Below are 12,641 nucleotides of genomic sequence, written 5' to 3'. Positions count from 1 at the left end.
TCGGCTTTGGTCGGGCACTGCCGACCTTTTGTGAACTACCCATTTCACGGGCGCCCCCTTATGATGTCCCCCAGACTCTTTACCCTGCGATGACCCATGGCCGATTCTGCTTTTTTCTGCACCCTGTCTCACGAAGGCGTTCTCGCGGTCCGCGGCGCGGATGCCGGCAAATTCCTGCAAGGCCAATTGACCTGCAACCTCAATTACCTGAGCGATACCCAGGCCAGCTTGGGCGCCCGCTGCACGCAAAAAGGCCGGATGCAGTCGAGTTTCCGCATTCTGCTGGAAGGTGACGGCGTTTTGATGGCGATGGCCACCGAGCTGCTGGAACCGCAATTGTCCGACCTGAAAAAGTACGCCGTGTTTTCCAAATCCAAACTGTCCGACGAAAGCGCCGCCTGGGTCCGCTTCGGCCTTGATTATGGCGATGCCGCGCTGAGCAGCCTCGGTCTTGAGTTGCCGGCAGACACCGACAGTGTTGTGCGTCATGAGGGTCTGATCGCTATCCGCGTTTCACCGGATCGGGCTGAACTGTGGGTTGCCGCTGATCAGGCCGACGCCATCAAAGGCAAGCTGACCGCCATGTTGGCCGAAGGCCCTCTGAACCAATGGCTACTGGGCCAGATCCGCGCAGGGATCGGTCAGGTCATGCCAGAGACACGTGAACTGTTCATCCCGCAGATGCTCAATCTGCAAGCCGTCGGTGGTGTGAGCTTCAAGAAAGGCTGCTACACCGGCCAGGAAATCGTCGCGCGCATGCAGTACCTGGGCAAACTCAAGCGCCGCTTGTATCGTCTGACCCTGGATTCCAGCGCACTGCCCGCCCCCGGCACGCCGCTGTTTTCCCCGTCCCATGGCAGTTCCATCGGCGAAGTGGTCCTGGCGGCCAACGCGGAACAAAGCATTGAACTCCTGGCCGTGCTGCAAGCCGAAGCAGCTGAGGGGGGTGACCTTCATCTCGGAGCTCTCGAAGGACCGGCCCTGAACTTGCTAGACCTGCCTTACTCACTGGATCGCGACCGCGAAATCCAGCGTTAACCGCAGCATTTGTTGCAACACCCTAGAGAAACGAAATGAACGATCTGGCGGAAAAGGTCCAACAGGATTTGGTTGAGGCCATCGATAACGATGACCTGGTTCTGCCAACATTACCGGAAGTGGCCATGCAGATTCGCAAGGCCGCCGAAGACCCGGAAATCAGTGTCAGTACACTGAGTAAAGTGATCGGCCGCGATACGGCTTTATCGGCGCGCCTGATCAAAGTGGTCAACAGCCCGCTGCTGCGTGCGACTCAAGAGGTGAACGACCTGCACACGGCGATCACGCGACTGGGCGTCAACTACAGCAGCAACCTGGCAATCGGCCTGGTGATGGAACAGATTTTCCACGCTCGCTCCGAGGTGGTGCAACAGAAGATGCGCGATGTCTGGCGCAAAAGCCTGGAAATCGCCGGGGTCAGCTATGCCTTGTGCCGCCATTACACACAACTCAAACCCGACCAGGCCGCCCTCGGTGGTCTGGTGCATCAGATCGGCGTGTTGCCGATTCTGACCTACGCCGAAGATCACTATCAGCTGCTTTCTGACCCGGTCAGCCTTAACCATGTGATCGATCAGATTCATCCGTTGATCGGCGACAAATTGCTCAGGGTCTGGGAGTTCCCCGAGAAATTGGTGAAGGTGCCAGGGCAATACCTGGACTTCAAGCGGGACTCTGACCGGCTTGATTATGTCGATCTGGTGCAAGTGGCCAGTCTGTATTGCCACAAGGACACCGATCATCCGCTGGCTCGAATCGATGTGTTCAACGTGCCGTCGTTCAAGAAGCTGGGGATCGATCCGCAGAACGAGGCGATGTGCCGGGATCTGGAAGAATCGCGGTCGATGTTTTACTAGTCAGACCGCAGCGCCCCCTTCGCGAGCAAGTCGGGTCGCGAAGGAGCCAGCCCAGATAACACAAAACTACCCGGCAATAAAACTCACCCGAACCTTCAACCCCTTCGTCTGACCATCATGCAGGCTGATCTGCGCCAGATGCGCACGGCAGATCTCGCCGACAATCGCCAGGCCCAGCCCCGACCCGGCCACCTGCTGATTACGCCGATAAAAGCGCTCGAATACCCGCTCACGCTCATCAACCGGAATCCCCGGCCCGTCGTCCTCAACCTCCAGAACCGCCGGTGCAGTGACCCGCAGAATCACATTACCGCCGGACGGCGTATGGGCCAGTGCGTTATCCACCAGATTGCTCAGCAGTTCGTTCAACAGCGTCGGTTCACCGCGCAACCACACCGGCTCGTCCGCTTCCAGTGCCAGGGCAACACCGCGTGCGTGGGCCAGCGGCGCCATGGCCATGCCCAACTCCCGCGCCAACTGACTCAAATCCAGCAACTGCGCCCCGCCCTCGGCAATCGCTCGGGCACCGTTTTCGACCCGTGCCAGCGACAGCAATTGATTGGCCAGGTGCGTCAATCTATCCGTGCCCTGGGCAGCGGTTTCCAGGGTGTTGCGCCAGGTTTCGGGTTCACTCGCCCGCAGTCCAAGCTCAAGCCGCGCCTTGAGCGCTGCCAACGGCGTACGCAGTTCATGGGCGGCATCAGCAATGAACTGAGCCTGACGCTCAAACTGCTCGCGCAGCCGTTCGGTAAAGTGATTGAGCGCGCGTACCAGCGGCCACAACTCGTGTTGCACTTCCACCAACGGCAATGGCCGCAGATCATCCGACTGGCGCTCTTCCACTGCCGTGCGCAAGCGTTCCAGCGGGCGCAACGCCGCACTCACCGCAAACCACACCAACAGCAGCGCGCCAATCGCCAGCATGCCCAGCCGCAGCAACGTATCCGCCGCCAGGCTGCGCGCCATGCTGACCCGTGCCTCATCGGTTTCCGCAACGCGAATTTCCGCCATACCATTCATATTCGGCTCGCTGACCGGTTTGAGCAGGCTGACCACCCGCACGTTCTGCCCGCGATACGTGGCGTTGTAAAACCGTGCCAGCGCCGGGTAGTCATCGGTGCGCGGCGTTCCGGGAGGTGGTGCGGGAAGGTTTTCGTAACCGGAAATCAAATTCTGGTGGATGTCATTGACCAGGTAAAAGATTCGCCCCGCACTGTCGTAGGCAAACGTATCCAGCGCCACGTAGGGCACGTCGGCACTGAGCGTGCCGTCACGCTGGGTGACACCCGCCGCAATGGTTCGCGCCGACGCCAGCAAAGTGCGGTCGTAGGCGGTGTCGGCCGCTTCGCGACCATTCCAGTAGGCGCTCAAACCGCTGGCCAGCATTAACACCACCAGCAACAGCGCGAGGTTCCACAGCAACCGCCAGCGCAGGCTGCTGGGCTTATGCATCGCGGCTTTCCAGCAAGTAGCCAAGACCGCGGAAGGTCACGATCGCGACCGGTTGACCGTCGAGTTTTTTGCGTAAGCGATGCACGTAGATTTCGATCGCGTCAGGGCTGGCTTCTTCGTCCAGACCGAACACCTGGGAGGCCAGTTGCTCTTTGCTCATCACCCGCCCGGGCCGGGCGATCAGCGCCTCGAGAACGGCCTGTTCACGTGAGGTCAGGGTCAGCAATTCTTCACCGAGGGTGAAGCGCCGGGTGTCCAGATCATAGGCCAGCACACCGCAGCGCTGCTGACGTTCACCGCCCAGCACACTGCGGCGCAACAAGGCTTTGACCCGCGCTTCGAGTTCGGTCAGTTCAAAGGGTTTGGCCAGGTAATCGTCAGCACCAAGGTTGAGGCCATGGACCCGATCCTTGACGTCGCTGCGAGCGGTCAACATCAGCACCGGGAGGTTTTTCCCCCGGGAGCGCAAGCGCGCGAGCACTTCAAAACCGTCCATGCGCGGCAGGCCGACATCTAGAATGGCCATGGCGTATTCCTCGCTGCTCAAAGCCAGGTCTGCAGCCACGCCATCGTGCAGCACGTCCACCGTCAGCCCGGTGCTCTTGAGCGCCTGGGCGACACTTTCGGCAAGCTGCAAGTGGTCTTCGACGAGCAGAACACGCATGGATCTTTACCTCATTCAGGGGATGGTCGACGCCATTCTTTGGCGCGAAGTTTACAGCCGCATCCGCTGCTGTGAAGCCTGTAAACCGTGAAAGCCTGCTGAAAGGTTAGTGAAAGGTTGGCCCGTTAGAGTCGGCCCACGGATGGTTTCGAATGCTGCCCCTCCAATAGTGCTTTGAAATGTAGCTCCCGAAAAACGCCATGACGCGTTTTCGTCAATAAGAACAATAAATGAGGTACTGCACCATGCTGTCCACACAGCTTCAGGCTTGTCCGTCCCGCCCTTTCTCCAGAATCCCGTCGTTTACGCTTGCCAGCGTCGTTGCCGGCTGCACGACGCGAAACCGCCGCACCTGAAACATCCCCAAAAACAAAAACTCCCCTGGAGACAAAAATGAATCGATCCCTGCGCCGTTTCGCCCTCGCCGCCAGCTGCATGCTGTTCGCCGGTCAATTGATGGCCGAACCCAAACGCCCGGAATGCATCGCTCCGGCCTCACCGGGCGGTGGTTTCGACCTCACCTGCAAATTGGCGCAGAGCGCGCTGCTCAACGAAAAGCTGCTGACCAAGCCGATGCGCGTGACCTACATGCCCGGCGGTGTCGGCGCAGTGGCGTATAACGCGGTGGTCGCTCAGCGCCCCGCCGACGCTGGCACGCTGGTGGCCTGGTCCAGCGGCTCGCTGCTGAACCTGGCGCAAGGCAAGTTTGGTCGATTCGATGAAACCAACGTGCGCTGGCTGGCCGCCGTCGGTACCAGTTACGGCGCCATCGCGGTGAAAAGCGATTCGCCCTACAAGACCCTGGACGATCTGGTCAAGGCGCTGAAAGCAGACCCGAGCAAAGTGGTGATCGGTTCCGGCGGCACCGTCGGCAGCCAGGACTGGATGCAAACCGCACTGATCGCCAAGGCAGCCGGGATCAACCCGCGCGACCTGCGTTACGTCGCCCTCGAAGGCGGCGGTGAAATCGCCACCGCCCTGCTCGGCGGCCACATTCAGGTCGGCAGCACCGACATCTCCGACTCCATGCCGCACATCCAGAGCGGCGACATGCGCTTGCTGGCCGTGTTCGCCGAGAAGCGCCTGGACGAGCCGGAAATGAAAGACATCCCGACTGCCAAAGAGCAAGGCTACGACATTGTCTGGCCGGTGGTTCGCGGCTTCTACCTCGGGCCAAAAGTCAGCGACGAAGACTACGCCTGGTGGAAAGACGCCTTCGACAAGCTGCTGGCGTCCGAAGACTTCGCCAAGCTGCGTGATCAGCGTGAACTGTTCCCGTTTGCCATGACCGGCCCGGAGCTGGACACCTACGTGAAGAAGCAGGTTGCGGACTACAAAGTGCTGGCCAAAGAGTTCGGCCTGATCCAGTGATCGCCTCTGTCTAGCGGCTGCGGCTTCGTTCTTCGAGGCCGCGGCACAGGAGTTTCCCATGCTCTTACAACGCATTTTTGCTTCGGTGCTGTTGCTGGCCTGTCTCAGCCTGGTGCTGATGGCCTGGCCTTACCAGGCACCCTTTTCCTACGAACCGATCGGCCCACGGGCCTTCCCCTTGTTGATGCTGGGCCTGATGGGCCTGGGGCTGGTGTACATGGTGTATCGCCCGTCGCCGATCAAGCACACCGATGAAGATCCGCCGATGGATCGCGAAACCCTGACCAAGATCGGCCTGTGCGTGGTGCTGCTGCTGATCTTCGCCGGCCTGTTCGAACCGCTGGGCTTCATCCTCAGCAGCGTGCTGATTGGCATTCCGATGGCGCGTCTGTATGGCGGGCGCTGGTTGCCGAGCGTGGTGATCATCAGCTTGATGAGTATCGGGCTGTATTTGCTGTTCGACAAAGTCATGGACGTGCCACTGCCTCTGGGCCTGCTCGACGTTCTGGAGAACTGATATGGACACGCTTGGTTATTTGAGTCACGGCTTCGGCGTCGCCCTCACCCCTTACAACCTGATCACCGCGCTGTGCGGCACGCTGATCGGCACCGTCGTCGGCTTGCTGCCGGGGCTGGGGCCGATCAACGGCGTGGCGTTGCTGATCCCGATTGCCTTCGCCCTCGGCCTGCCACCGGAGTCAGCGCTGATTTTGCTGGCGGCGGTGTATCTGGGTTGTGAATACGGCGGCCGCATCAGCTCGATTCTGCTGAACATCCCCGGCGAAGCGTCCACCGTGATGACAACCCTCGACGGCTACCCGATGGCACGTCAGGGCATGGCGGGCGTGGCGTTGTCGTTGTCAGCCTGGAGTTCGTTCATCGGCGCGTTCATCGCGACCTGCGGGATGGTGATCTTCGCGCCGATTCTGGCGAAGTGGGCGATTGCCTTCGGCCCGGCGGAATATTTCGTGCTGATGGTCTTCGCGATTGTCTGCCTCGGCGGCATGGCCGGTGATCGACCGTTGAAGACCTTTATTGCGGCGTTGATCGGCCTGTTCCTCTCCACCGTCGGCATCGACGCCAACAGTGGCGTGTACCGTTTCACCGGGGACAACATTCACCTCACCGACGGCATTCAGTTTGTGGTGCTGGTGCTGGGTCTATTCTCCATCAGTGAAATCCTCTTGCTGCTGGAAAAAACCCACCGGGGTCAGGAAGCGTTCAAAGCCACCGGCCGCATGATGTTCAACTTCAAGGAGGCCGCTTCGGTGTTCTGGGTAAACATGCGCTGCGGTGTGCTCGGTTTCATCATGGGCGTGTTGCCCGGTGCGGGTGCGACGCTGGCCAGCGCCGTGGCCTACATGACCGAGAAACGCATCGCCGGCCCGAGTGGCAAATTCGGCCAGGGCGACAAGCGTGGCCTCGCCGCCCCGGAAACCGCCATCGGCGCGGAAGCCTGCGGTGCGCTGGTGCCGATGCTGACCCTCGGTGTTCCAGGTTCAGGCACCACGGCGGTGATGATCGGCGCACTGTCGCTGTACAACATCACGCCGGGGCCGCTGCTGTTTCAACAGCAACCGGACATCGTCTGGGGCCTGATCGCTTCGTTGTTCATCGCCAACATCATGCTGGTGATCCTCAACATCCCGATGATCCGCATCTTCACCCGCATCCTCGCCGTGCCGAACTGGGCGCTGGTGCCGATGATCGCGATCATTACCGCGATCGGTGTATTCGCGGTGCACGCCACCACCTTCGACCTGTTCCTTATGATCGGCATCGGCATCTTCGGCTACATCCTGCGCAAGCTGGATTTCCCGTTGTCGCCGGTCTTGCTGGGTTTCATCCTCGGCGGCTTGATGGAGCAGAACCTGCGGCGCGCACTGTCGATCTCCAACGGTTCGCTGGACATCCTCTGGTCGAGCGGGATCACCCTGGGTGTCTGGGCGCTGATCGTGGTGATGCTGCTGGTGCCGATCCTGCGGATCTGGCGCAAACGTTCGGTCGCCCGTCGCGTTATTGCCGATGTCTGATCGAACGCCGCTCAAAGCCTGGTGGGGAACGCCGCTGGTCGGTCTGCTGGGCGGCTACCTCGCCAGCCTGATCGGCTGGCCGCTGCCGTGGATGGTCGGCTCGTTGCTGGCGATCATCCTCGTGCGCTGCCTTACACCTTGGCAATTGGCGGAAATCCCTGGCGGCCGCAAGTGCGGCCAGTGGATTGTGGGTATCGGTATCGGCCTGCACTTCACCCCGGTGGTGATGGAGCAGGTGTTGGGTCATTTCGGTTTGATCTTCTTCGGAGCGTTGGTCACCAGCCTGTCGGCCGTGGTCGGGGTCTGGTTGATGCGGCGTACCGGCGAGGATCGCGCCACTGCATTCTTTTCCAGCATGCCGGGCGGCTCCGGTGAGATGGTCAACCTCGGCGCGCGCAATGGCGCAATACTCAGTCGAGTGGCGGCGGGGCAAAGTTTGCGGGTGCTGGTGGTGGTGTTGTGCGTGCCGGCGGCGTTCAAGTATTTGTTGGGTGACGGCGCACCGGTTTTGCACGCCACGGCCGTGGACTGGCGCTGGCTGGCCCTTTTGTTCCCGGCAGGCGCCTTGGCGGCGTGGCTCTGGGAACGTCTTCGTCAACCCAATCCATGGCTGTTCGGCCCGCTACTGGTGAGTGCAGCGGTAAGCATCGGTTGGGATTTGCACATTGGTTTGCCCAATGGCGGCAGCCAGATCGGCCAATGGCTTATTGGCAGCGGTTTGGGTTGTCACTTCAACCGACAGTTTTTCCGGCGTGCGCCTTCTTTCATGGGCAGGACCTTGATCGGCACGGTGTTGACCATGTTGATCGCCACGCTGGCGGCATTGGGGTTGAGCGCGCTGACCCATCTGGATTTGCGCTCACTGACCCTGGGCATGATGCCCGGCGGGATTGCGGAGATGAGCCTGACGGCGGAGACGCTGCAGTTGTCGGTGCCGCTGGTGACGGCGATGCAGGTGATGCGGTTGTTGTTCGTGCTGTTTCTGGCGGAGCCGTTGTTCAAGTATTGGAACCGGATGCCGGATGAAGACCAATAGGCCGAGTCGCCGCCTTCGCGAGCAAGCCCGCTCCCACATTTGACCGAGTTCGTCCGGCCAATTCGGTTAAGTGTGGGAGCGGGCTTGCTCGCGAAGAGGCCCTCACTGCCAACGCATCAAACCGGCGGCAACCGCCACTCAATCGGCGTTTCGCCATTCTGCTCAAGAAACTTGTTGGTCCGGCTGAAGTGCCCGCATCCCAGAAAACCGCGATACGCGGACAATGGCGACGGATGCACCGACGTCAGCACCAGGTGCTTGGTCGCGTCGATGAGTTTCTGCTTGCTCTGGGCATGCGCGCCCCACAGCATAAACACCAGATGCGGCTGCTGCTGGCTGACGACCTCAATGATCCGGTCCGTGAAAAACTGCCACCCCTTATCCTTGTGCGCATTGGCATTGGCGCGCTCGACCGTCATGGTGGTGTTGAGCATCAGCACGCCCTGGTCGGCCCAGCTCTGCAAATAGCCATGGTTGGGAATATCGATGTTCAGGTCGCGTTTCAACTCTTTATAGATGTTCACCAGCGACGGCGGCGCCGGTACGCCCGGTTGCACCGAGAAGCACAAACCATGGGCCTGGCCCGGGCCGTGGTACGGGTCCTGACCAAGGATGACGACCTTGACCTTGTCCAGCGGCGTGGAGTTGAGCGCGTTGAAAATCATCGGGCCCGGTGGATAGATCTCCTTGCCCGCCGCACGTTCCTGTTGCAGGAAATCACGCAACTCTGCCATGTAGGGCTGGTCGAATTCGGCACGCAGTGCCTCCTTCCAGCTCGGTTCGAGTTTGATACGGTCGTCAGCAGTCATGGTTACATCCGGCAAAAACAATGGGGCGAACCCTAGGAAAGCCCATCACGCTTGTCAATTGATCTGACGCACATCCGGCACTTTCCTGTACAGCGATCATACTAAACGCTCAAATTCCCTATCGAGGTCACGATGAATCTGCACTTCGAAGAACTCACCGGCACCGACGGCGCTCGCATCGGCATCGCCAGCCTCGATGCCGAAAAGTCCCTTAACGCCCTGTCCTTGCCGATGATCAACGCCCTGCGTGATCAAATGGACGCCTGGGCCAAGGACCCGCAAATAGTCTGCGTGTTACTGCGCGGCAACGGTGCCAAGGCTTTCTGTGCCGGTGGTGAAGTGCGCAGCCTGGTGGAAGCCTGTCGCGCGCATCCCGGGGAAGTGCCGCCGTTGGCCGCGCACTTCTTTGCGGCGGAATATCGCTTGGACTTCAAACTGCACACTTACCCGAAACCGTTGATCTGCTGGGGTCATGGTTATGTGCTCGGCGGCGGGATGGGTTTGTTGCAAGGCGCGAGTATCCGGATTGTCACGCCAACCACTCGGCTGGCAATGCCTGAGATCAGCATTGGCCTGTACCCGGACGTTGGCGCCAGTTGGTTTCTGTCGCGATTGCCCGGCAAACTCGGACTGTTTCTGGGCCTGACCGGTGCCCATATGAACGGGCGCGATGCAATCGACCTGGACCTGGCCGACCGTTTCCTGCTCGATGAACAACAGGAGGAGCTGATCGTAGGGTTGCTGCAATTGAACTGGCAGGAACAAACGCCGATGCAGCTCAACAGTTTGCTCAAGGCCTTGCAGCAGGAAGCCGTCGCGCAAATGCCCCAAGCCCAGTGGTTGCCACGGCGCCAGCACATCGATGAACTGCTGGACGTCAGTGATGTGAGTTGCGCCTGGAAGGCCATCAGCCTGCAACGCGACAGCGCTGACCTGCTACTCAGCCGTGCCGCAAAAACCATGACCGAAGGCTCGCCGCTGACCGCGCATCTGGTCTGGGAGCAAATCGCCCGGGCCCGGCATTTGTCGCTGGCCCAGGTTTTTCAGATGGAATACACCTTGAGCCTCAACTGCTGCCGTCATCCGGAATTCAGCGAGGGTGTGCGGGCGCGGTTGATCGACAAAGACCAGAAGCCGCATTGGCACTGGCCGGACATCAACAACGTGCCGGATGCGGTGGTGGACGCGCACTTTCAGAAGGCTTGGGAAGGTCGGCACCCACTAGCCGATTTGTAGGAAAACTGAACGAAATGTGGGAGCGAGCCTGCTCGCTCCCACAGGTATTGCGCTTACCCCAAATTAACGATGACCGCCTCGGTCGTTGTTGTGGCCTTGACCGTTTTGGTTACCTTGACTGTTGTGGGCACCGCGTCCACCGTAATTGTTGTGGCGTCCGCCACCCCGGTAATCATTGTTCCAACCGCTGCGGTTATGCCCGTCCCACCCAGAATTCTGATGGCCCCGGTAATCGCCCCGCGACTGGTAATAACGCGGGGCCGGTTGATAGACCTTTGGCTGATAGTAATAGCGCGGTGTCGGCTGGTAATACCGCGCTGGCGGTGAGTAATACCTGGGCGGCGGCGAGTAATAACCCCCACCACCTGAATAGTAGGATCCGCCTCCGGCGTAATAGGTTGGCGCTGACGAGGTATAGACCTCGGAACTGTAGTAGCTGGCTCCTCCATCGGCATAGGGCACGCACGCACCAAGAGACAATCCCGATAGAGCAATCAGAAGAATTTGGCAGAGTTGTTTTCGACCGAGCATGGCGGCCTCCTGGACCGCGAGTGAGCTACACCAGCGACGCTGGCGAGCGGCAGTCAATTATTCGGTGACTGTCGAAAGATCAGACCTCGTTTTTCTAAATCTGGTGCGCCCATGAAACACGTTGAAACATCTGCCCGATGAAAGGTTTTTCATCTTTTCACGCTCTGACTGATGGGCCGCAAACAGCGTCGGATCAGCGACCAAACCGTCCCATTGCGGTGCGTCGCGCACCATCACAAAGCAATCGTGCTCCCCCTCCTCCCGACGCGACCCTCACGTCACCCCCACGCTAGAGCCCTTAAGCCGACTTGGCACGCCTCTCGCTTTAGTAAAAGCGTGCAAGAGTTCATCACAGGTTCGCGGCACCACAATTTGCAATGGCTGACTAGGGTTCCGGCTCGTTTAGGCGAGTGGCTGGTCCGAGAGTTGGCGACCTCCAGTTGAGGTTACACGGCGGGACAAAAGCCCGGGAGACAAGCCACCGTTCGCGGTGCCGCGTTGACTCCTGCTCGCCCCTGATCAACTGGAGAACCACCCATGTCCCAGCTACGTCTACCCACCCTGCTCGCCGCTGCGTTCGCAGTCTTCGTAAGTTTCTCGACCCAGGCCGCCCAGAAAGACCACTTCAGCGTCTGCTGGACCATCTACGCCGGCTGGATGCCTTGGGAATACGCCGGTAGCCAAGGCATCGTCGATAAATGGGCGAAGAAGTACGGCATCAAAATTGATGTGGTGCAGCTCAACGACTACGTCGAATCGATCAATCAATACACCGCTGGCCAGTTCGACGGTTGCACCATGACCAACATGGACGCGCTGACCATTCCGGCCGCTGGCGGCGTCGACAGCACCGCGCTGATCGTCAGCGACTTCTCCAACGGCAACGACGGCATCGTGCTCAAGGGTGACGGCAAGAAAATCACTGACCTCAAGGGCATGGACGTCAACCTGGTGGAGCTGTCGGTTTCCCACTACCTGCTGGCCCGCGCGCTGGATTCGGTCGACCTCACCGAGAAAGACCTGAAAGTGGTCAACACCTCCGACGCCGACATTTCGGCCGCCTTCAACACCGAGCAGGTCAACGCCGTCACCACCTGGAACCCGATGCTTTCGGACATCAAGGCCAAGCCCGACGTGACCGAAGTCTTCAACTCCAGCCAGATCCCCGGCGAAATCATGGACATGATGGTGGTCAACAGCGCCACCCTCAAAGACAACCCGGCCCTGGGCAAAGCACTGACCGGTGCCTGGTTCGAAGTGGTCGAGTTGATGAACGCAAAAAACGCCGCCAGCAAAGCCGCGCTTGAGCACATGGCCAAGGCCTCAGGCACCGACCTGCCGGGTTTCCAGGCGCAACTCGACACCACCAAATTGTTCGCCACGCCCAAAGAAGCCCTGGACTTCTCCACCAGCAAGCAACTGCCGGCGACCATGCGCAAAGTGGCCGAATTTTCGTTCCAGCACGGCTTGCTCGGCGAAGGCGCCAAGGACACCAGCGCCGTCGGCATGGCATTCGCCAATGGCGTGACCAGCGGCGACACGTCCAACCTCAAGCTGCGATTCGACCCGACCTTCGTGCAGATGGCTGCCGACGCCAAGCTGTAAACAGGAGGA

12 protein-coding genes and 1 riboswitch are annotated in these 12,641 nt (G+C 60.1%); of the genes, 8 read left to right on the top strand and 4 right to left on the bottom strand.

The annotated features are described in order from the left end of the window. Positions 1-96: 96 nt before the first annotated feature. Positions 97-1,038 carry a CAF17-like 4Fe-4S cluster assembly/insertion protein YgfZ gene (ygfZ, locus tag ACA048_RS07065; protein WP_497628501.1) on the top strand — a complete coding sequence of 314 codons (942 nt, stop codon included), beginning with the start codon at positions 97-99 and terminating at the stop codon, positions 1,036-1,038. Between the two features lie 35 nt (positions 1,039-1,073). Then, a complete protein-coding gene (locus tag ACA048_RS07060; RefSeq protein WP_497628500.1) occupies positions 1,074-1,895 on the top strand; it encodes an HDOD domain-containing protein in 822 nt (273 codons plus the stop codon). 66 nt (positions 1,896-1,961) lie between these two features. Here the strand turns inward: ACA048_RS07060 and ACA048_RS07055 are convergent, their stop codons facing one another. Both ACA048_RS07055 and ACA048_RS07050 read right to left on the bottom strand, forming a co-directional pair. Next, positions 1,962-3,347, bottom strand: coding sequence for a sensor histidine kinase (locus ACA048_RS07055; protein ID WP_497628499.1), 1,386 nt, complete (start codon positions 3,345-3,347; stop codon positions 1,962-1,964). Next, the gene (locus ACA048_RS07050; protein WP_007944085.1) at positions 3,340-4,011 is read right to left on the bottom strand and encodes a response regulator; all 672 of its coding nucleotides are present in this window, start codon (positions 4,009-4,011) and stop codon (positions 3,340-3,342) included. The genes ACA048_RS07055 and ACA048_RS07050 overlap by 8 nt, the downstream gene beginning before the upstream one ends. 393 nt (positions 4,012-4,404) lie before the next feature. Here ACA048_RS07050 and ACA048_RS07045 point away from each other — a divergent pair, with 393 nt between their 5' ends. From ACA048_RS07045 to ACA048_RS07030, 4 genes are read left to right on the top strand one after another with little or no spacing between them, the layout of a single operon-like run. Then, positions 4,405-5,382, top strand: a complete 978-nt coding sequence (locus ACA048_RS07045) for a Bug family tripartite tricarboxylate transporter substrate binding protein (RefSeq protein ID WP_497628498.1) — start codon at positions 4,405-4,407, stop codon at positions 5,380-5,382. Positions 5,383-5,440: 58 nt separating this feature from the next. Then, on the top strand, positions 5,441-5,899 hold the full coding sequence (locus tag ACA048_RS07040; RefSeq protein WP_497628497.1) for a tripartite tricarboxylate transporter TctB family protein: 459 nt from the start codon (positions 5,441-5,443) through the stop codon (positions 5,897-5,899). A 1-nt stretch (position 5,900) separates the two neighbouring features. Further along, complete coding sequence (locus tag ACA048_RS07035; protein ID WP_497628496.1) at positions 5,901-7,415, top strand: tripartite tricarboxylate transporter permease; 1,515 nt, start codon at positions 5,901-5,903, stop codon at positions 7,413-7,415. Beyond that, positions 7,408-8,451, top strand: coding sequence for an AbrB family transcriptional regulator (locus ACA048_RS07030; RefSeq protein ID WP_497628495.1), 1,044 nt, complete (start codon positions 7,408-7,410; stop codon positions 8,449-8,451). The genes ACA048_RS07035 and ACA048_RS07030 overlap by 8 nt, the downstream gene beginning before the upstream one ends. A gap of 116 nt (positions 8,452-8,567) precedes the next feature. Here the strand turns inward: ACA048_RS07030 and ung are convergent, their stop codons facing one another. Continuing rightward, entirely contained in the window at positions 8,568-9,260 is a 693-nt protein-coding gene (gene ung, locus ACA048_RS07025; protein ID WP_192228690.1) for a uracil-DNA glycosylase, read from the bottom strand. A gap of 132 nt (positions 9,261-9,392) precedes the next feature. Between ung and dspII the strand changes: the two genes are divergently transcribed. Further along, on the top strand, positions 9,393-10,496 hold the full coding sequence (gene dspII / locus ACA048_RS07020; protein WP_497628494.1) for an enoyl-CoA hydratase/isomerase DspII: 1,104 nt from the start codon (positions 9,393-9,395) through the stop codon (positions 10,494-10,496). 63 nt (positions 10,497-10,559) lie between these two features. On the opposite strand, the gene ACA048_RS07015 is transcribed toward dspII, so the two are convergent. Beyond that, complete coding sequence (locus tag ACA048_RS07015; protein ID WP_497628493.1) at positions 10,560-11,027, bottom strand: hypothetical protein; 468 nt, start codon at positions 11,025-11,027, stop codon at positions 10,560-10,562. Positions 11,028-11,401: 374 nt separating this feature from the next. Further along, positions 11,402-11,502, top strand: a riboswitch (guanidine-I (ykkC/yxkD leader). A gap of 62 nt (positions 11,503-11,564) precedes the next feature. Here ACA048_RS07015 and ACA048_RS07010 point away from each other — a divergent pair. Beyond that, positions 11,565-12,632 (top strand): putative urea ABC transporter substrate-binding protein, encoded by a 1,068-nt coding sequence (locus ACA048_RS07010; protein ID WP_497628492.1) that lies wholly within the window; start codon positions 11,565-11,567, stop codon positions 12,630-12,632. Positions 12,633-12,641: the final 9 nt, after the last annotated feature.

Source organism: Pseudomonas sp. LBUM1659, assembly GCF_059716045.1.
Note: the sequence above shows the minus strand (reverse complement) of the source record. Positions and strands in the feature narration are given on the sequence as shown.

Coding starts and splice junctions, on each gene's coding strand:
- ygfZ (WP_497628501.1), top strand. CDS start 97: ATGGCCGATTCTGCTTTTTTCTGCACCCTGTCTCACGAAGGCGTTCTC.
- ACA048_RS07060 (WP_497628500.1), top strand. CDS start 1,074: ATGAACGATCTGGCGGAAAAGGTCCAACAGGATTTGGTTGAGGCCATC.
- ACA048_RS07055 (WP_497628499.1), bottom strand. CDS start 3,347: ATGCATAAGCCCAGCAGCCTGCGCTGGCGGTTGCTGTGGAACCTCGCG.
- ACA048_RS07050 (WP_007944085.1), bottom strand. CDS start 4,011: ATGCGTGTTCTGCTCGTCGAAGACCACTTGCAGCTTGCCGAAAGTGTC.
- ACA048_RS07045 (WP_497628498.1), top strand. CDS start 4,405: ATGAATCGATCCCTGCGCCGTTTCGCCCTCGCCGCCAGCTGCATGCTG.
- ACA048_RS07040 (WP_497628497.1), top strand. CDS start 5,441: ATGCTCTTACAACGCATTTTTGCTTCGGTGCTGTTGCTGGCCTGTCTC.
- ACA048_RS07035 (WP_497628496.1), top strand. CDS start 5,901: ATGGACACGCTTGGTTATTTGAGTCACGGCTTCGGCGTCGCCCTCACC.
- ACA048_RS07030 (WP_497628495.1), top strand. CDS start 7,408: ATGTCTGATCGAACGCCGCTCAAAGCCTGGTGGGGAACGCCGCTGGTC.
- ung (WP_192228690.1), bottom strand. CDS start 9,260: ATGACTGCTGACGACCGTATCAAACTCGAACCGAGCTGGAAGGAGGCA.
- dspII (WP_497628494.1), top strand. CDS start 9,393: ATGAATCTGCACTTCGAAGAACTCACCGGCACCGACGGCGCTCGCATC.
- ACA048_RS07015 (WP_497628493.1), bottom strand. CDS start 11,027: ATGCTCGGTCGAAAACAACTCTGCCAAATTCTTCTGATTGCTCTATCG.
- ACA048_RS07010 (WP_497628492.1), top strand. CDS start 11,565: ATGTCCCAGCTACGTCTACCCACCCTGCTCGCCGCTGCGTTCGCAGTC.